Source organism: Bacillus aquiflavi (genome assembly GCF_019915265.1).
Lineage (GTDB): Bacteria > Bacillota > Bacilli > Bacillales > Cytobacillaceae > Bacillus_BT > Bacillus_BT aquiflavi.
Window position 1 is genome coordinate 3,325,156 of record NZ_CP082780.1, and the last position, 20,104, is coordinate 3,345,259.

Here is a 20,104-nt window from a genome sequence, read left to right on the forward strand (position 1 = left end):
TTTGCATTAAACATATATAGTGTGATCAAAAATTAATTGTTCTTAATCTATAAATAACTACTCTACTAGACTTGCCGCTTCCTCTTTAATGTCACCATGCGATCATATCACATTATTTGTTTGCTTTTTTCTTTAGTAAATAATCCAATGATTAAAATAATCAGTCCATTTATAAAAAATAAAATACTAAAACTAATCCCATAGGTATATATTAAGATCACACCCGTCTGTAATAATGGAGCTAAAGCAAATGTTAAAATCATCGCGAGAGCAAATACAAAAATAGCTAACAACACCAAATAACCTCCAGCCGCCATTGTCTTACTACGATCCTTGTCAGCATATAAAAAGGCAAAATAATAAGTAAAGATAACTACAAGGATATTAATGAATATAAATACTCCTATTTTGATCATCCCCTTCCGTTAAAAAATAAGATTGCATATATATCCCAATATATTAAATAAAAAGAATCAATACTATTTATAAAAAAAGAGATTAAAAATGATTTACAATTAACACTCTGTTAATTGTAGGTATTTTTGTCTACTGCTAGTCATATTTACTAGAGAAGAAAACAAACAACCTAAAAAATTCTATCATTTAACAATGTTTTGAAAAAGAGTACTTTAGACTTGTATACAAACTGTGCAATCTCTTGCTATATTTAAAGTACCATCATGGAAAATACATAAATTACCATGTAAAATCAAATAAAAAAGTAGGGAGGTTTTAATCAAAGCTATTAACTTACTTTTCTTAACTGTTCCTCATGCCCATGTAAAGAAGCCAACATTGCTAGACTCCATTCTTATTTAGTCACTTCGTTTTAAAAAAATTAATATTTAGTTAGGAGATTGATAGAATGATGAAAATCCGTTCAAGATTCTTACTTGTATTTAGTTTTACTCTTCTATTTGGATTAGGTTTAACCCTTTTTGAAGCTCCTGAAGCTAAAGCTTACAATTTTGACCGCGTTCTTAAAGAGGGCTCCTCTGGTGCAGACGTTCAAGAAGTGCAAATTCGTGTCGCAGGCTGGGCAGCTGATTCACCTTCGCAAACTTATGTGAAAATTGATGGAATATTTGGTCCTGGTACTAAAGCCGCTGTAAAGAGATTCCAAAAGGCTTATGGGCTAACTGATGATGGAATTGTCGGACCTGCTACTGCGCAAAAATTAAATGAACTTGAAAGATCAACAGGTACTAAACATTTTAGTTACAGTGAATTTTATTCAAAAGATGGCAGTGGTTTTTCAGGCGGAAAAGTACCTGAAGCAACAGTGAAAGAAAATGTCCGCCGCTTAATGTACAAGCTTGAAGCACTACGTGTTAAAGTAGGAAACAAGCCAATTACAATTAATTCTGGCTTCAGAAGTATTAGACATAATGGTAATGTTGGCGGTGCAACAAATAGTATGCATCTATACGGAATTGCTGCAGACATCAGCATTTCTGGTGTATCTCTTTCTACAGTAAAAAGTACTGCTAAAACTTCTGGGTTCAGTGGTATATATAACGGAAGTTCCTTCACTCACGTTGACAGCAGAGTAGAGTACCCTTACGGTTCTCAATCGTGGTGGTGGAATTAATACGATTAAATGTTTAAAATAAATATCATTCATAAGAGCCTCTACCTTTTGCCATAGGTAAGAGGCTCATCTATGCAAAACTAGATGTCAAAGTAAACGTAATTATAATATATTTTTATTTGCTTTAGGTACTAAATAGGACGGCATTTCTTCCTTTAAACGCCAAATGAAGCTCATCGGTTTATTCCCTGTATGACTGACGTAATGACATGTTCCTAAATATACAAAAGGAGCTGTATGTCCTTTCTCTTTCTTATATTCACGAACAAAGAGGGCAATTTTATGCTTTAATTTTTCGTGATGAATATACCGATTTGCCGTCTCACTTCCTTCTGCTACCCTGCTTTGAGTTTGCCAATGAAAAAGCCTTTCATTAATAGCATAGTCATTGTAAAGAGTAGACGGTGAAAAATCTTTTTCAGACTTATTCAATGTAATAAAAAAAATATCTAAGTCCTTCTCTTTAAAATACTTTACTCCTTCCCTAAAAGAAGGGCTTTTCTGTTCATTATAATAGCCTAGTGCCGAAAGCACTTGCGCTGTTGAATACTTGCAATGTACACGTAAGGGGCAAGGAAACGAAAAGTCATTTTCAATTTCTAACGTTTCAATCTTGCTATAGAGATATAGAATAATTTCTAATATTTCCTCTTTAAACTCTTGATGATCGATCATCTTTTGTACACCCTCACTAATACTAGAAAAGCCTTGTTTAGCAGGATGCGATTGATAAAAGGTATAATAAAACATTGACAACATTATTTGCTCTTCCTCGCCCAACATTGTACCGTCCCCTCTTAAATATGAAATCAAAAACCGCAGGAAGGAAGGGGAATTTAAATGAAATAAATGAGGCAGCCTGCTAGTAATAGCTTTTTCATTTATACAACTAAAATCTTGTTTTATTCCTGCCTCTACCATAAGCCTGGTAAAACTTCGGTTTTTGCTCTGCCCATAGAAATCATACAAAGAAAGATTGTAATAATTTAAAAAATTTCTAAGCGTTGGTTGTTGTCCTGTATCTTCTTGAAAGTATTTTAATTTTAACACTAAGTTAGCGCGTGTGTTGGCACTTGCCTTAATGTTTCTTAAAATATACTCTTTTGCTTGTTTTTCTAATTGGACATAGCAGCCCTTTGGAAGATGAGAAAATCCATTTTCAACATAATGACGGACAGAATGTTTTGTTTTTCCAATTAATACTCTAAACTTCTCAGAAAATGAGTAGTTTTTATGGGCTTGTCCTACAAAATCTAATACCGTTAAGCATTCTTTCCCTTCTGAAAGTCTTAAACCTCTTCCTAATTGTTGTAAGAAGACAGTTAAACTCTCTGTTGGACGTAAAAATAAGATCGTATTCACTTCAGGAATATCAATACCTTCATTATATAAATCAACGACAAAAATAAATTTAACTTCCCCAGCTACTAGCTTATTCTGTGCTTCTATCCGTACCTCTTTGTCTACAGTTCCGTATAAAGCTACAGCGGGAATATTGACCTTATTAAAAAATTGAGCCATATATTTAGCGTGTTCAACAGATACACAGAAGCCAAGGCCCTTTGTGTCATTAATATCCGTCACATATTTATGTATACTTCTTACAATTTGATTGCTTCTTAAATCATTATAAGTATAAACATTTTCTAATTCCTTCAAATCATAGCCTTTACGGCTCCATTTCAACTTAGATAAATCGACTGTATCTGTAATACAGAAATATTGGAATGGACTGAGCAATTTTTGGTTAATAGCCTCTGGTAAACGGATTTCAGAAGCAATGTTGTTATCAAAGTAAGAAAGAATATTCTTCCCATCCATTCTTTCTGGTGTAGCTGTTAATCCTAGAAGAATTTTTGGTTTATAATAGTTTAGAAGCTTTTGATACGAAGCTGCAGCCGCATGATGAAATTCATCAACAATGATAAAATCGTAAAAGTCTTTCGTTGTTTTTTCAGTTAGCCTTTTACTGTTAAAGCTTTGAATACTAATAAACAAATGATCTAAAGAGGTTGGTGTATGACTTCCGACTAACATATCCCCAAAGTTATGATCCTTCAAAATAGCTCGAAACGTATCTCTACTTTGTCTTAAGATTTCTTCACGATGGGCAACAAAGAGAAGTCGTGCGGAATGTTTGCTTTTCAATTTGAATCGGTGGTAATCAAAAGCTGAAATAACCGTTTTTCCTACCCCTGTAGCAGCGACAATAAGATTGTTCATCCGTCCAAAAACTTCCCGTTCTACTTGCAGCTTTTCTAATATTTCTTTTTGATAATAATGAGGCCGATAATCAAGGTAATATTGAATTTCATGACTATCGCGCTGCCTGTCTTTTGTTAAAGCTATTTTTAGTAACCTTCTATCTTGTTCTTTTTCTCCATTAAAGTCTTTAAACTCGCGATCATTCCAATAGCTTTCAAAAGTAGCTTCACATTTTTTAATAATATCAAAGGAGTCTTTCTCTGTCACTTTAACATTCCACTCTAACCCTGATGTTAATGCAGGATTTGATAGATTGGAAGAACCGATATAAGCAGTACTAAATCCTGTCTTCCTTTTAAATAAATAAGCTTTAGCATGGAGACGAGTACGTTGAACATCATACGATATTTTGATTTCAGTATTTTTTAACTGACTTAGTTCCACTATTGCTTTATAATCAGTAGCCTCCATATAAGAGGTTGTAATAATCCGTAGCCTTCCGCCCCGCTCTTGTGTAAATGATTTAAGCTCATCAAAAATACATCTTAAACCGCTCCACTTAATAAATGAGACAAGAAAATCAATTGAATCAGCTGATAATATTTCCCGCTTTAATTCTTCAAGCATATTTGGTTCATAATTTGACCCTGTGAATAAAGAACTTTCTGAAATTGGTGTTACCGGTTTAATCACTTGTTGCTTCTTAATACTTTTTTTAATACTATTTATTCGCGAATAGATGGAAGTTAATATTTCTCCTTCCTCTGCAATTTTTAACGATTGAAATTGTTCATCGTCTAAGTTCTCACTCAAAATTGCTATCATATCATTACACGTCTTAATTTGATTTGCTAAAGCAAGATCATCGTCTTTTTGATTGTCATCCCTCATATACTTCAAAGCTTTTCTTGTGACATTAGAAATATAGGACGAAAGCATTTTGCGCGCTTCTTCTACGTCCAACTTCTCTTTCCCAATCTCATACGAATGAAACTCTTCGCTTTTTAGAGCGTTCTTTATCTTTTGATTAATGACCTGTTCATAGATCCCTTCATTAAGCATATTAATACCTCACAATCCGAATGGATTACCTTTTACAAAAAGTTGTGTTTACTTATAAGTATAATGATGATTGAAAATATTAACTTTTTCAACTATTCATTACTCCTCTGTAAAAGCGGGACTAGGAACTATAATGACAATCAGAGCTTTTGAGACTTTAATGCATAAAAAAATACCAAAGGGCAATAAGCTTTACCTCTTCGGTATTTAAGACTCTACTTTGAATGAGATAATGATTTTTCAAGATGCTTAACAGTCGGTGTTAAATTAATAAAGAAATACGCTTCCCTGAGCCTTCTTGACGGATCGCTTTTTTGTAAATATGCGGCACTTCCGTAATGCAACATCGAAGCGTGGGCAGCCTTTAACGTTAAATATGCTGTATCTAAACGAAGCTTTAAAATATCATGCCAACACTCGGCAAGCTGCTTAAATTGAATAATACGATCATAACGTTCACGAAGCTGTTTAAATTCATACTCTAATTGTTCTGGCTGAATATTTAAGTATTGATTACTCCCACTTTGTTTGTTGCGGATTTTCTTTATAGATTGAATGGAGACTTCGATTCCACCGAAACCTAGTGGAATTTGATAAAGAACAAACAGCGGGCGAATCATTTCCACAAACTGATCAGCGTTTTCGGCAATCACCCATTGATTTGAAACAAAAACATCATGAAACACACACGTATATGTTGCACTTCCGTTCAAGCCAATATAGCACTTCTTCTCTTTTAAAGTGAGACCTTTATGATCACATGGAATAATAGCCATTATTCTCTGTTGTTCACTAACTGAAGCGATCATTCCAAACCAATGATCATCTCCTAAGTTTGACACAGCTGGCAGTTGACCTGAAACGACATACCCGCCTTTAGCACGCACTGCTTTTAAATGGAGAGGCTCAAGTCCGGCATAATATTTCATCGGATTGGACAAACCTGTTCCCCCGAGCAATTGCCCCGTTTCAAGTGATCGCAATAAAGTTTCTTTTAGAAATTGATCACCGCTCTTTTGCAAATATGTTAATGCCGCCAAATGGCACCATAAAGTAAAGCCTGTCGTCATACATACTTTAGCCGTTTCCTCGACTAAGCGTAAACGGTGAAATATCATTTCCTTATCGTTCAACTGATCAGATTGCAATAAGCCTGCTTTCCCAAGCGAAATTAAGTACTCTTTAGGATAAAACCCATCTAAATCAATTTGCTTTACAATCGGTTTTAATTTTTCCCGGATTAAATCTTCTAACATCCCTTTCTTCTCCAATTCATCGGTTAAAATTTCTCATCCCCCCTTAACTAAATATCTCTTAGAAAGGATCAGATTTTTTTACGATCTTTTGTCGTGCTTTACTCTTTCGGTGAAATTTCTGTAATCGTATCGATTGGCGCTTTGACGTATTCGCGAGCTTTTTTAACTAATGATTCATTTGGAGCATCATAGAAGCAAAGGCATTTTGTTAAGTCTTCACATACATATGTTCGTGAGAAAGTAACTTCAGGTACTTCAGCATAGTGAACAGAATTTTTCTCTTTCCGTTTTAAGTATTCATCCATCGTAATGTCTTCTGGTAAATTCCATTCAACAACGTAATTCACTTTACCTCCTTTGTTCTTCACATCTTCAATATTTTGACCGATAAGCCGAACAGGTTTAATGAAGGACACAGGAATCGATAATTCTCTTAAACTGTTGCTAATGTCATCTTTTCCTTTACTTTCAAAAATGAAAAATCCTCTTGAGAAGTCTTTTGATACTTGAACTTCAATCAATGTAATTTCCTTTTGTTGAAGACGTTCATGAATGTCGGCAACTTTTTTTTCAAGTTCATTTTTTCCTGTTACAGTTCCATTAAAAAGCGATTCAACTAAATATAGCACCATTAGATAACCTCCTGTCCTGACCTGTAAAAACAAAAAAAGCCGACCTTCCATAGGAAAACCTACGGAAAATCGACCTCCAGTCGTCTGGTCAGTCTTTTTTTATTTCATTTGATTATAAGTTATTTTATTATACTTAGTTCAAAAAATCAACCTATTATTGAAAGAAATATGGTAACATAAAATAAGGCTTTTTCCGTAGAATTAATATTTGTTGTATTGGAGGATATATGATGAAAGAAACGTACCAATTACCATGTAACATTGCCCAATCTTTAAATATTGTCGGTGATCGGTGGACTTTATTAATTATCCATGAAATTCTCATCGGTCAAACTACATTTAACCAAATTAAGAAATCACTAGAGGGAATATCCTCGAATCTTTTATCCGACCGCTTAAAATATTTAGAAGAAATGGGACTCATCACAGCAAAATTATATTCAAAACATCCACCTCGTAATGAGTATACTTTAACGGAAAGCGGTCGTGATTTAGAAGATGTCTTTCACGCTCTCATCCTTTGGGGGAAGAAACATTTAAAAAAATGCTATAAAAATATCGTACATAACACTTGCCAACATGAAGTGCAAATGTTATATTACTGTGCCCATTGCGAACAAAAGGTTACTGTTGAAGATCTAAACATTGTACCTGTTGATCAAACTAACGAAAGCTAATAAAGCCAATGAAATTGCCTCATTGGCTTGATTTACTAAACGCTCGAGATTCAACGTTATTTGTTCCGGCACCGTACTTCACACCTTTTAGCCCTACATGTTTACTTAGTGTTGGAGAATTAAAGAACAGAATTTTTTTAGCAAAATGCTTCCGGAAATTTGCACCTACTTACGATTTTCCTCTGGGGACATTCCCCACTGTTTTCCAATCCATTTTTCAACTTGTTGAATTCCTCGATCAAGGATTAACCCTGATAGCCCAATGGAAATAATTCCAGCTAACACGAGATCTAACCGCAATGAGTTTCTTGCGTCTACAATCATATATCCTAATCCAGACTGGGCACCGACCATTTCCCCAGCAACGAGAAAAATCCAAGCAGTGCCTAAAGCGATATGAAGACTGTTTGCAATAAACGGAAAAGATGCAGGGAAAATGATCTTCGTTAATAAAAAAGGTTGCTTCATTTCAAAGTTAGCGGCAACTTTCAAATACGTACGATCCACTTTTCTTACAGCCGAAACGGTTGAAAGTAAGACTGGGAAAAAAGCAGCGATAAATATAATAACGATCGCTGGAATATCTCCGATACCAAACCATAAAACAATAAATGGAGACCAAGCAATCGGAGACACCGGTCTTAAAACTTGTACAATTGGATCAATTATATTCCACAACCTTGTAGCCCAGCCAAAGATAAGACCCAATATAATCCCAGCTGCAACAGCTGCACAATAACCAATGACAAATCTTAGCAAGCTCACTTGAAGGTGAGCAAACAAAGTTCCATCTTGAAGTAAGTGAATGATCCCTTTGCAAACTTTTAACGGCGAAGGAAAAAGAGCTTCCTCATACTTTCCTGTTAAGATGATCATTTCCCATATAATGACTAAAATTGTTAAACCGATGAACACATTTAATATTTTTTTCAAAATAGCCATCACTCTACTTCACCTGGTCAATAAATGAACTGTCGACAAAATCTTGGTACTTTGGCGGGTTTTCCGCTAACTTCATCTCAATCACATATTGCCGTAATTGTTCATATTCTTTTGCATTTAGTCTTAAGTTGAGATATGCAATCCATTGTAACGATAAGTCCATCACCTTCTTCTCAACGTTCATATATTTTGTTAATATTTCATACGTCTGTTCATTTTTCATTTGTGCTTGTTCTCCAGCCTTGACATATTGAGTCATGAATTCTTGAACAGCATCCCGATCATGTTCAATCAACTCACTTCTTAAAACGATCGCACAGCATAACGAATCAACCCAAAGGTCTTCGGATTGATATAATACTTTTCCTTTATTAATCGCAACAGACAATGCTCCAAAAGGCTCGGCGACAACGTATCCGTGAATTCTTCCCTCTGAAAGGGCTGCCGGCATTTCGGAAGGGGGGAGTTCAATTATATTCACATCATCATATTTCAGTTGTTCTTTCTTCAACATTTCATAAAGTAATACGTTATGGGTAGACAATCTGTGGGGAATCGCGAAGTTTTTCCCTTTTAAATCTTTTGCACTTTTGATATCGTCAGATACAACAACTGCATTACCATCTCTGTGACCTAATGCAACAGCTTTCAGATCAATACCCTGTTCTTTTGCAGCCATAGCTAATTCAATCAGAACCGAAGCCCCGTCAATCCGTCCTGTATTTAAAGCATCTAGCAATTCAGGCCACGAACCAAACTTCACGAGTTCAAGCTTAACATGTTCAAACTGATCATCATCCAATTCATTTTCAATAAATAACGGTGCTGCATGAGTAATTGGTAAATATCCAATTTTTATGATTTGTTTTCCATCTTCAGTTTTTCTAAATACTGCTTCATTCGCTCTACATGCGGTAAGAGTAAAGACGGTAGCAACGAACAAAGTCATGAATAATATTCCTTTTCTCATGGTTGAATCCCCCTTTAGCCAATTTTGCTAGCGACTAACTTATATTTAATCTAATTTTAATGGAGTATTTTAAACTCATAAAAACCATTCAAATTTCATACTCAATTGCAGTTTTTCGAGAATTAAGATGAAATTGTTCAAAAATCATTTTCCGATAATATTGGAAATCGCTATGGCTTCGGTCTCGCGGTCTTGAAGTTTCAATCGTTAATTGTTTATGAATTCGTCCTGGGTTTGCATTCATGATCATAATCCGATCAGATAAATAGACAGCTTCGTCAATATCATGAGTCACAAGGATGACCGTCGTCTTCTCTTTACTTTGAAGCCGCAATAGCTCATCTTGTAAATAATAGCGATTAAACGTATCTAAAGCTGCAAATGGTTCATCCATCAAAATTAACTCTGGTTTAATGGCGAGAGCTCGCGCAATCGCAACCCGTTGCTGCATACCACCGGATAATTGATGCGGAAATTGATCTGCATTGTGATCCAATCCAACTAACGTTAAATATTTAAACGCACATTCCTTTCTCTCTTTAGAAGTCATGTTGACTTGTTCTAAGCCTAACTCAACATTCTTCAAAACTGTTCTCCACGGTAACAGTCCATAATGTTGAAATAACATTACACACTTACGACTTGGTCTGTTCACGACTTGCCCATTAAACATAACCCTTCCTTTATCAACTTTTTGAAAGCCACCAATAATATTTAAAAGCGTGCTTTTTCCACATCCGCTTTGTCCAAGAATAGAAACAAATTCCCCTTTTTTTACGTTAAAAGAAATGTCATGCAATACTCGTTCGCACTTCTTCTTATTCAAAAAGTACTTACTCACTTTATCGATTTGAACAAATTGCTCCAATCACTATACCCTCCTTTTCACCCATTCAATAAACTTATGAAGCTTTAAAAAACAAAAAAGATCGATCTCCATCGGAAACAATAGCTTCCTTTAGAAAATCGACCTCCAGTGATCTGGTCAGTCTTATTTTATTGAATTCCCATCTGAATTGTATAGTTAAAATATTACAAGTTATTTTATAATAGTTAGTTCAAAAAATCAACTTATATTTTACTATGAATATATGTTTACTTTAAGGAAAATAGAAAAAACCGCTGTTTTACAGTGAACCCTAATCGTTAGGATGCTTCTAGCTTATTCGTTTTTCAACTGTATCCAATCATATAAAATGTGGCATACTTTGTCCTGATAAAATAAACAAGTGATAGAATATGATTAAAGAAGATTCCCACTGCTTCTTCATCTACATAACCAATTAAGGCTTGCTCACCATTCTTTAAAGCTGTTGAGATGGAATGAACTGTTTCCTCTAAGGTGCTTGAAAGCGGTATTACGTGTCTATATTCAGAAAATGCCTTTAAGTCGTGAATAAGCAGAGCATCACAAATTTCCGCTAGTTTCATTTTCATCACAATCCAATCCCTCCTTTGATATTATAAATATACATTCATATTTATTTTTTACAAAAGTCTATAACCGTTAGCAACTAAAAAAGCGCCAAAGATTATTGAACGATTCTTTAACGCTTACTGAACGTATTGTTTACTTATTTATTATTAAATTATCCTCTATACTTTTGATGATCTCGTAAGGTCCAGATGATTTGTTGGAAGGTATAACAGCTTTAATTCCCAAGCCAGGATAGAAAGATGAATGAAAGCTGACACCAGGATCATATCCTATAACATAATATTTAAAAATATCTCCATTTTTTTTACTAATCCATATACCATAACCATAGTGCTGCTCATTCTTCACTGTAACGTGTGGAGTCAAAAGAATATTAGTATATTTTTTACTTAATAGCTTATAATCTAGCAATCCTTCCCAACATTTCATCATATCTTGTGCAGTTATAAATGCACCTCCATCAGCTCCGCCTTTTATAGGGATAGAGAAAAAATTAGTCCTCCAAGTTCCGTCTTTATGATCAATATATCCATATGCCGTATTACTTGGTAAATGATCTAAAGAAAAATACCCTGAATCTGCCATTCCACATCGAGCAAACACATTTGATTCGATATAATCTGTAAAAGCTAACCCAGTATGTTGTTCAATAATTAATCCTAAAACTATAAATCCAGCATTATTATAATGAAATTTTTCTCCCGGTTTATACATCATTTGATTCTTTTGGAACATTGGCAGAAAATCCGTTAAGCTATTCATATGATAAGTAGGTCTTTCTTTCCAAAGGTCTGCATAATCGTCCATGACCGCTTCGTCAAAATAATCAGGTATTCCCGACGTATGTGTTAATAAATGATGGATTGTAATATCTTCATGAAAATATGGGAATGAAATATGTAAACAATCCTTCAGTTTAGTGTCAAAAGAGAGCATACCCTTTTCAACAAGCTGGCATATTCCTATTGCCGTAAATAGTTTACAGCCTGAAGCTATTCCGAATTTTGTATTGATCAAATTTGCTCGTTTGTCTGCCCTGTTAGAATAGCCCGCTGTTAATTGAAAAATAACATCTGCCTCCCTTTTTACAAAAATAACCCCTGAAAAATCTATCTCATAACAAACTTTTTTTAACGTTTCTTTCATAGTCTTCATCCTTTATATATTAAAAATTTTCGAAAACTCCCTTTGATAATTACGACATAAATGTCTGTGTAACCTGCAAGATTTTCATTTTAATTTTTAAACGTTAAATATATTCAATTTAGGCTGGTCAAAGAGAGGGAGAAGGCAACAAATTTTAACAAGAACTTTTATCATAAAATAAAAATCGTAGTTATCAAAAACGATAACTACAATTAAACAACTTGTCATAAGTTTAAGATTGCAGACAAACCATTATTTAAATTGATTTACTCAGAGTAGTTGAAAACACTTGTCAGTCAAGGGTTCATGAGTTTGTTTGTCAACGGTCATCAACTGATAAAAGGTCTTTCAAAAACTTTTTAATCTGCTTATATTACATCAAATTCTTTCTTTAATCGTTCTTCAAAATGTTTGTTAATGTGATCTCGAACAAATTGTTCACGCTTATCGTGATCTTCTTCCTTTCGAAAGAATCCCACACGTCTTTTCCTCTCCTCTTCCGGCTTTGTGAACCACATGTTGAGTGCTTCATCTCTTAATTGGGACTCTATTCTCCGACGTGTGATCATTTCAGTCATTCTTTCTTGACGTTCCTCTTGGAATGTTTTAGGTTGTGGTAATCGCTTTAGCAGTTCCTCATACTGCTGCTTCATTTCTCTGTTTTGTCGTTCGGTTATTTCTCTCACTAGTTTCTCTAACTCTCTTCTCATCGTCTTTGGATCTGTCACTTGTGGAGCATTTGTTTCGTCCGGTTCATTCAAAGAAATTCTAAGTTCAAAATGCTTTGGTAACTCATAAAAGATCCCATCTAACGCCCACTTTTGATCCCTTTTTTCTCTTATATATAAAGCAATGTCTAAATCAAGCTGGTCATAAACCTTTTCACCATACTCAGTACGACTCACTGTATGAATATGCTTTTCTTCTAATTCCTTAAACCACCTATCAACAGTATTCGGATGCTTGCCAACTTTTTTTGAAAAGTCGCTGATCCTCCAATATTCCATACTTACTTACACCTCACTTTTTACAGAGCACTTAATAAGAAAAAATGTGTAACACTTGTAGACAACACAGACACATATGATCTATATCTTGTAGTGGGCATGTAGAATATATTCTACATGTAAGCCATATTTACCTGTTTCTTAAGATTCAATATTCGAAATATTGGAAGAAATAATATAAAACTAGAATAAAAAGTTTTCTTTTCTCCTCAAATAAAATTTATTTGCGTAAACCTATTGACTATTAAAGTTAACATTTATTATTATTTAACTGTTAACTACTTTAAATAATAGGTTTACACATTAGGGATGGGTGACTAAAAATATACAGTTCTTAATCTCAATGGGAGGATAGAAAAATGCCGAAGGAAAAATATTATAGTGTCAGGATGAGAGCGGCTAAAAACGGAGCGCATGAACAAGGTGGAAAACATATCTCCGGTGGGGAATTGCTTTCAACGTATAACGATTTGAAACATTCGATCGATATTTTGTTAAATAAGGCGCTCACTCATTCAAGAGGAAAACCAGATTTTATGCAGATTCAATTTGATTGTATTAACGAGCCAATTACACGAATCAAGCCGCTGCCAATTAAAACGAATCAAGTGAATTCAGTCGAAACTGGACAAGCATTATGTCGGGAGCTTTTGGCTCTAGCTGGTATCCGAAAGGAAATTATCGAAAAAGTATATACAAACCTGCCTCAATACGAAGTGACTAGAGGTGCTGTTTTAATTGATATTCAGTCAGGTGAACGGATCGATAATAGGGAAGAAAAAGGTGTCCGGGTTTCTAGAATGGATTGGATCAACGCAAATTTTGAAAAATGGGCTAATTACTATAAAATGCCTAAAAATTTAAGAATGAAAGAGGCTCTTGTGCTGGCCACAAAGGTGTGTGCACATCCTAATACGATCGCAGAATTATGTTGGTCAGATGATCCCGAATACATAACAGGTTATGTTGCAAACAAATACATTGGCTATCAACGTATAACACAGTTGAAAAAATCGGGAGATGAACGCGGCTGTCGTGTCGTATTTTTTTTTTTGTCAATTGTCAAAAAAATCAGAAGTCATATATTCACTATTTAGAAAAACAGCCAGTATTTATTCAATGGGAGGATGAAAATGGGACACAAGTTAATTGAAAAAAGTAAAAAATATCTTTGGCTTCCTTTCACGCAAATGAAAGATTATGATAAAGATCCTTTCATTGTCGAAAGCGGCAATGGGATCAAATTGAAAGATATAAATGGCAATGAATACTATGATGGCTTTTCTTCTGTCTGGCTCAATGTCCATGGTCATCGAAAAAAAGAGTTAAATGATGCTCTTAAAAAGCAACTTGAAAAAATCGCCCACTCTACATTATTAGGGATGACAAACATTCCAGCGACTGAACTTGCTGAAAAACTAGTTGAAATTAGTCCCGATAAGCTGACACGTGTTTTTTATTCAGATAGTGGCGCAGAAGCGATTGAAATAGCTCTTAAAATGGCCTTTCAATATTGGAAAAATATTGGAAAGGGCGAAAAGCAAAAATTTATTGCGATGCAAAATGGTTATCATGGTGATACGATTGGCGCCGTAAGCGTCGGTTCTATTAATCTATATCATCAAGTATACGGTCCATTAATGTTTGAAAGCTACAAAGTACCTACTCCTTATGTATACCGTTCGAAAAGCGGTGACCCTGATCAATGCCGTGATGAATGTTTAGCAAACTTAGAACAATTATTAATTGAAAAGCATCATGAAATTGCGGCACTTTCAATCGAATCAATCGTACAAGGAGCGGCAGGTATTATTGTCATGCCAGAAGGATTTTTAGCAGGTGTTCGTAAGCTTTGTACAAAATATGATGTCTTAATGATTGTGGATGAAGTAGCCACAGGCTTTGGCCGCACTGGGAAAATGTTTGCCTGTGAACATGAAAATGTTCAGCCAGACTTAATGGCGATCGGAAAAGGGATTACAGGAGGATACTTGCCAATTGCAGCAACACTTACAACCGAAAAAATATACTCGGCATTTTATGATGATTATAACAAACAAAAAACATTATTCCATGGCCATTCCTATACTGGAAATCAATTAGGATGCGCTGTAGCAATTGAAAATTTACGTTTATTTGAATCTGAAAAAATCGTGGAAAATGTTGCGGAAAAATCAAAGGAGCTTCAACAGCTTCTTCTTGAGCTTCATACACTTCCACACGTTGGAGATATTAGACAGCTCGGTTTCATGAGCGGGGTTGAGTTAGTTCGCTCAAAAGCTACTAAAGAACCTTTCCCCCCAGATAAGCGGGTAGGCTATCAAGTTTCTTTAAAAATGAGAGAACTCGGAATGTTAACTAGACCATTAGGGGATGTCATTGTCTTTATGCCACCGCTAGTTAGTACAATCAATGAATTAAAAGAAATGGTCGCGATTATGAAACAAGCAATTATTGAAGTAACAAATGAGGTGGAAAATGTTACAGCTTGATCAACGGCTGAGAAACCGACTGGACGAAACAAAGAAGTTAGGATTATACCGAAAGTTTCGCACGATGAATTCAGCTCCGAGTTCAGAAGTATTAATTGATAATAATAGACAGCTTGTGTTTTCGTCAAATAATTACTTAGGTTTAGCAAATGATAGACGACTCATAGATGCAGTAGAAAAAACAGTCCGTGAATTTGGGGTTGGAAGCAGCGGCTCGAGATTAACAACCGGTCATACAAAATGGCATCAAAAACTAGAAGCGACCATTGCGAAGTTTAAAAAAACAGAAGCGGCACTGCTATTCTCAAGCGGTTATTTAGCAAATGTCGGCGTCCTATCCTCACTACCAGTAAAAGGTGATGTTATTTTAAGCGATGCTTTAAATCATGCAAGTATTATTGATGGCTGTCGCCTTTCAAAGGCAGACTCAATCATTTATGACCATATCGATATGGAAGACCTCGAAAAAAAATTAGTTGCCGCTAAATCATATGAACGGCGTTTTATTGTAACAGACGGGGTATTCAGTATGGACGGTACAATTTGTCCGCTCGAAAAAATCATGTCCTTAGCTAAAAAATATGATGCATTTGTCATTGTTGATGATGCACATGCAACAGGGGTTCTAGGCGAAAACGGCAGAGGTACAAGTGAATATTTTAATGCCCTTCCCGATGTAGTGATTGGCACTCTAAGCAAAGCGGTTGGAGCTGAAGGAGGATTTGTTGCTGGATCTCATATGTTAATTGACTTTTTAAGAAATAACGCAAGGACGTTTATATTTCAAACCTCGATCCCGCCATCTATTTGTGCAGCCGCCTGTACATCATTCAACATGATTGAAGATAGTATAGAAAAGCGGCAACAGCTGCATTTAAACGCAAAACGAATCAAAACAAATTTAGAAGAAATGGGATTCATAGTAAGGGGAAACAACACACCGATCATCCCTGTACTAATCGGCGAAACAAATAAGGCAGTTACATTTGCAAAACGGCTAGATGAAGAAAATATATACGCACCAGCCATTCGACCGCCAACAGTAGCAATTGGAGAAAGTCGGATACGATTAACTGTTACAGCCGATCATCGTACAGATGAAATCGATTACTTATTAAAAACATTTAAATTAATCGGAAAAGAGTTGAATGTAATTTCATGAACGGTTTTTTCATAACTGGAACTGATACAGGAGTAGGAAAGACAATCATTTCCTCTGGTTTAGCAGCCGTATTAAAAGAGAACAGTATCGATGTTGGAGTATTTAAACCATTATTAAGCGGCACATCACCCGATGATCCTGATAGTGATACAAATCTGTTAAAACGAATGTCCCAAACGAGTCTTTCCCATGAAGAGATTACTCCATTTGCATTCAAAGAGCCGCTTGCTCCATACGTTGCAGGAAAGTACGAAGGAAAAGTGGTTAACATTGATGATGTATTGTCCCATTGGAATATCATTAAACGTCAGCACAAATTTTTTATCGTCGAAGGTGCTGGCGGCATCTCAGTACCATTAGGAGAAAATTTCCTAGTTAGTCACTTAATTAAAGCTCTACAACTACCTATTATTATAGTAGCACGACCAAACCTTGGCACTTTCAATCATACTTATCTTACTGTTGAATATGCAAAAAGCTTAAACATGGACATTGCAGGAATTGTTATTAATGGTGCAAGTGAAAATCCAGATATTTCAGAAAAGACCAACCCAGCCCTATTCGAAGAATTATGCGACGTCCCTTTATTAGGGATTACGCCAAAACTAGAAGATATAACGTTAGATAACATTAAAAAAATGATCAATGATCACATTGATGTGCTTTCACTTTTTAAAAAATGGAGTAATTAAATAATGGAGGGATAAAATGGCTCAACAAGCAGCAAAACAAATCTCGATCTCCTCACCCGAATTTATTAGAAATCCATACCCATATTACGATGAATTGCGCTCTATTAACCCAATTTATAAAATGGATTCATTTAAATATCCAGGATGGTACATAACCGGGTATGAAGAAGTTGTAACGGTTCTGAAAAACAATGCTTTTAAAAATCGAATCCCGTTGCCCGAAACAACAAGAAAGTATCAATCTCTTAAAAATATTCAAAATAACATGATGCTCTTTAAAAACAAACAAGACCATAAACGATTACGCATGTTAATCAGTAAAGGATTTACCTTAACAAGGATGAACAAATACCGATCTTATATCAAAGAAGTTGTTCATGAATTACTTCATGAAGCTGAAAACAACAAAACGATCGACGTTGTGACTGAATTCGCTTTTCCCTTAGCAAGTCTCGTTATCGCAAAAATATTAGGAATACCAGAAGAAGATCGAAAACAATTTAGAAAATGGGCTCTCACTTTAGTTCCAACAATCGATTTTTCAAGAACAAGAAAAACATTAGAAAACGGGAACATAACTGTCATGAGGCTTGTTTCTTATTTTACAGAGCTAATTAAAAAGCGCAAGCACTCTCCTGAAGAAGACTTAATTAGTATGCTCTTACAGGACAAACAGCAAGATGATAATGAATTATCGGACGAGGAACTGCTTGCAACATGTATTTTACTAGTCATTGCTGGACATGAGACGACGGTTAACCTTATTAGCAATGCAGTCCTTTCATTCATCACTCATCCTGAGCAATTAAAAAAGTTAACACAAAACCCAGCACTAATTGAATTAGCAATCGAGGAAATTTTACGCTATGAAAGTCCGACACAAATGACTGCTCGTACTGCAGCAGAAGAAGTAGAATTGAACGGAAATATGATCAAAAAGGGCGATCAAGTATATTTAATGCTAGGAGCCGCAAACCGCGACCCAAGAATATTTACAGAGCCGCATAAGTTAGATATTACTAGAAATCCTAACCCGCATTTAGCATTTGGTTATGGGGCTCATTTTTGTATAGGCTCCACATTAGCCAGACTCGAAGCACAAATAGCTATGCAAACACTATTAAAACGGTTTAACAATTTTGCCATAGCAACAAATGATCTGCAATGGCGAAACTTAGTAGGCTTTCGATCGCTAGGCACGCTAAAAGTAACATTTAGTATAGATTGAGAATGGCAATTTGGGGTATCCAATAAGTCGATTTTCGACTATTAGGTGCCCCTTTTTATATTCATGAATGCAAATATATCCATATTTTTTGATTTTCAATTTTTAATGCATTTATTGTTTTTGGAAAACCCCCGATTTTCCTATTTCAAAAGGATACTTATTTTTAAAAACTAATAAATTCAGCAACACTATAAAACAAACAATTTCGAAGTTTGATAGCCAGGTAACCATTGAACCCCCTGAATGCCAGGGTGTATAATCTCAGAACACCATTGTTAACAAATTCGCTTCACTATTTAGAAAAGATAACACTTTCATAAAACCTTCTGAATGGGGTTTTCGTTTAATCACCTTGTTATGATGACGTCGAAAAAACCTTTCATGTGGAAAGCCTTTAATGAAATAGCTAAACTTCTCCTTTCCAGTAATCATCCCCGATTTTATCCTTTGTCTTTTAAATAGGGGAAATAAATCATTCATTTCCTTAAAAGTTTTAACAAATTCGTGATGATTTTTTGCATATTTTCATATAGTAATTCGCTCGCTTTATTTTTATTTAATAGATTTTCTCCTATAATCTCTATTTCAAAGGGCCAAACATTGCTTTAATATCGTTAGAAGAAAGACCCTTATTATTGAACTTTTTAAATATATGTTGAAAAGCATTATAACAAATCAGTGAAGTATTCGCCAAAGTTTCATTAAAGTCAAAAATAATTGCCTTTATCACAAACACTCCGATTTTTCCTTTTTAAAAAATGCTAAATCGAAAAAAGACACACCAAAAGAACAGCCTAAAGCTGTAATTAAAAAACTATATTTATCATTTTTTTCGGGTTGAAAAGCATAGTTAGTAATGAAAATCATAGCGCTAAATAAAACAAATAAAATGATGAACGTTAAAGTTCTTTTTCTTATTTCTGTTCTTTTTAGCTTCCTTATATTTATCATAACTAAGGTAATTAAAAACAAAGCATATACAAGCAGATAAATTACAAATAATATTACAAATATATAAGAAAATGTACTATTCATATCCTTATATACAATAAATATCGTCATAATTAATCCTGCTAAAAATAAAATAAACAAAATTTTGTTTATCGTAAAATTCTTCATTTTATCACTCATTCGCTTAAATTATTTTAAACTTTGAATAGAATAACCTTTGGTGTTTTGTAATTATAATAAATTTATTAAAAATAACACGTTGTAAGCGTGGAAAAAATTGTTGATGGCTTTATAAAGCCATCTATCAAAATCGCCAATCTTTCCTTATAATAGGTTTGAAGATACTGCGGGTAATATTAGTTCTATATGGATTTCGATAGGGATTTTTCAAATGATGAAAGTATCAAATAATAACTTCTTTCACGAGTACTAATTGGAGTGTTAACATCTATTTCTACGAGCAAACCGGCAGTAAATACATACATCCTTGAGTGATTTCTGTTACTTTTTTCAGGGGCATTAACGAACAAATAATTTATTTAATTCCTGTTTCTTTGAGATTACCCTTATTATCCCATGGTAAAAAGATTCGTTCTTTTCAATTTTCCCCCCATTCTATTTAATAAAAAGTAATTCACATTTTTCTCTTAATA

Annotated in this window: 18 protein-coding genes and 1 pseudogene; 7 read left to right on the top strand and 12 right to left on the bottom strand. The window is 34.6% G+C overall.

Annotated elements, in window-relative coordinates; genetic code table 11:
* Positions 1 to 107: 107 nt before the first annotated feature.
* Positions 108 to 416, bottom strand: coding sequence for a hypothetical protein (locus tag K6959_RS16115; RefSeq protein WP_163242911.1), 309 nt, complete (start codon positions 414 to 416; stop codon positions 108 to 110).
* A 449-nt stretch (positions 417 to 865) separates the two neighbouring features.
* Here K6959_RS16115 and K6959_RS19725 point away from each other — a divergent pair, with 449 nt between their 5' ends.
* Complete coding sequence (locus tag K6959_RS19725) at positions 866 to 1,591, top strand: D-Ala-D-Ala carboxypeptidase family metallohydrolase (RefSeq protein ID WP_163242910.1); 726 nt, start codon at positions 866 to 868, stop codon at positions 1,589 to 1,591.
* Positions 1,592 to 1,693: 102 nt separating this feature from the next.
* Here the strand turns inward: K6959_RS19725 and K6959_RS16125 are convergent, their stop codons facing one another.
* The 3 genes from K6959_RS16125 to K6959_RS16135 form a co-directional block, all read right to left on the bottom strand.
* Positions 1,694 to 4,858 carry a DUF3427 domain-containing protein gene (locus K6959_RS16125; protein WP_223087037.1) on the bottom strand — a complete coding sequence of 1,055 codons (3,165 nt, stop codon included), beginning with the start codon at positions 4,856 to 4,858 and terminating at the stop codon, positions 1,694 to 1,696.
* 215 nt (positions 4,859 to 5,073) lie between these two features.
* Positions 5,074 to 6,114 (bottom strand): acyl-CoA dehydrogenase family protein, encoded by a 1,041-nt coding sequence (locus K6959_RS16130; protein WP_218944014.1) that lies wholly within the window; start codon positions 6,112 to 6,114, stop codon positions 5,074 to 5,076.
* A gap of 98 nt (positions 6,115 to 6,212) precedes the next feature.
* Positions 6,213 to 6,746 (bottom strand): DUF4242 domain-containing protein, encoded by a 534-nt coding sequence (locus tag K6959_RS16135; RefSeq protein ID WP_163242908.1) that lies wholly within the window; start codon positions 6,744 to 6,746, stop codon positions 6,213 to 6,215.
* Positions 6,747 to 6,976: 230 nt separating this feature from the next.
* Between K6959_RS16135 and K6959_RS16140 the strand changes: the two genes are divergently transcribed.
* Complete coding sequence (locus K6959_RS16140; protein WP_163242907.1) at positions 6,977 to 7,423, top strand: winged helix-turn-helix transcriptional regulator; 447 nt, start codon at positions 6,977 to 6,979, stop codon at positions 7,421 to 7,423.
* A 165-nt stretch (positions 7,424 to 7,588) separates the two neighbouring features.
* Here K6959_RS16140 and K6959_RS16145 read toward each other — a convergent pair whose 3' ends face one another.
* From K6959_RS16145 to K6959_RS16170, 6 genes are all read right to left on the bottom strand, one after another.
* Positions 7,589 to 8,365 carry an ABC transporter permease gene (locus tag K6959_RS16145; RefSeq protein WP_163242906.1) on the bottom strand — a complete coding sequence of 259 codons (777 nt, stop codon included), beginning with the start codon at positions 8,363 to 8,365 and terminating at the stop codon, positions 7,589 to 7,591.
* A 4-nt stretch (positions 8,366 to 8,369) separates the two neighbouring features.
* Positions 8,370 to 9,335 (bottom strand): ABC transporter substrate-binding protein, encoded by a 966-nt coding sequence (locus tag K6959_RS16150; RefSeq protein ID WP_163242905.1) that lies wholly within the window; start codon positions 9,333 to 9,335, stop codon positions 8,370 to 8,372.
* An 88-nt stretch (positions 9,336 to 9,423) separates the two neighbouring features.
* Positions 9,424 to 10,203, bottom strand: coding sequence for an ABC transporter ATP-binding protein (locus K6959_RS16155; RefSeq protein WP_163242904.1), 780 nt, complete (start codon positions 10,201 to 10,203; stop codon positions 9,424 to 9,426).
* 305 nt (positions 10,204 to 10,508) lie between these two features.
* A complete protein-coding gene (locus tag K6959_RS16160; protein ID WP_163242903.1) occupies positions 10,509 to 10,775 on the bottom strand; it encodes a hypothetical protein in 267 nt (88 codons plus the stop codon).
* Between the two features lie 130 nt (positions 10,776 to 10,905).
* Positions 10,906 to 11,919, bottom strand: coding sequence for a serine hydrolase domain-containing protein (locus K6959_RS16165; RefSeq protein WP_246234837.1), 1,014 nt, complete (start codon positions 11,917 to 11,919; stop codon positions 10,906 to 10,908).
* A 368-nt stretch (positions 11,920 to 12,287) separates the two neighbouring features.
* Positions 12,288 to 12,926 carry a MerR family transcriptional regulator gene (locus K6959_RS16170; RefSeq protein ID WP_163242901.1) on the bottom strand — a complete coding sequence of 213 codons (639 nt, stop codon included), beginning with the start codon at positions 12,924 to 12,926 and terminating at the stop codon, positions 12,288 to 12,290.
* Between the two features lie 359 nt (positions 12,927 to 13,285).
* On the opposite strand from K6959_RS16170, the pseudogene bioW reads away from it, so the two are divergent.
* From bioW to K6959_RS16195, 5 genes and pseudogenes are all read left to right on the top strand, one after another.
* Positions 13,286 to 14,079, top strand: a pseudogene (bioW, locus tag K6959_RS16175) (6-carboxyhexanoate--CoA ligase).
* Positions 14,060 to 15,418 carry an adenosylmethionine--8-amino-7-oxononanoate transaminase gene (bioA, locus tag K6959_RS16180; protein ID WP_163242899.1) on the top strand — a complete coding sequence of 453 codons (1,359 nt, stop codon included), beginning with the start codon at positions 14,060 to 14,062 and terminating at the stop codon, positions 15,416 to 15,418. Before bioW ends, bioA begins: the two are co-directional and overlap by 20 nt.
* Positions 15,393 to 16,580: an 8-amino-7-oxononanoate synthase gene (gene bioF, locus K6959_RS16185; protein ID WP_246234835.1), complete on the top strand. Its 1,188-nt coding sequence runs from the start codon at positions 15,393 to 15,395 to the stop codon at positions 16,578 to 16,580. Before bioA ends, bioF begins: the two co-directional genes overlap by 26 nt.
* A complete protein-coding gene (gene bioD / locus K6959_RS16190; RefSeq protein WP_163242898.1) occupies positions 16,577 to 17,272 on the top strand; it encodes a dethiobiotin synthase in 696 nt (231 codons plus the stop codon). Before bioF ends, bioD begins: the two co-directional genes overlap by 4 nt.
* A 16-nt stretch (positions 17,273 to 17,288) precedes the next feature.
* Positions 17,289 to 18,500: a cytochrome P450 gene (locus tag K6959_RS16195; RefSeq protein ID WP_163242897.1), complete on the top strand. Its 1,212-nt coding sequence runs from the start codon at positions 17,289 to 17,291 to the stop codon at positions 18,498 to 18,500.
* Positions 18,501 to 19,080: 580 nt separating this feature from the next.
* On the opposite strand, the gene K6959_RS19940 is transcribed toward K6959_RS16195, so the two are convergent.
* The gene (locus K6959_RS19940) at positions 19,081 to 19,236 is read right to left on the bottom strand and encodes an HAD hydrolase-like protein (protein WP_394373006.1); all 156 of its coding nucleotides are present in this window, start codon (positions 19,234 to 19,236) and stop codon (positions 19,081 to 19,083) included.
* The gene (locus tag K6959_RS16205) at positions 19,227 to 19,619 is read right to left on the bottom strand and encodes a hypothetical protein (protein ID WP_163242895.1); all 393 of its coding nucleotides are present in this window, start codon (positions 19,617 to 19,619) and stop codon (positions 19,227 to 19,229) included. Before K6959_RS16205 ends, K6959_RS19940 begins: the two co-directional genes overlap by 10 nt.
* Positions 19,620 to 20,104: the final 485 nt, after the last annotated feature.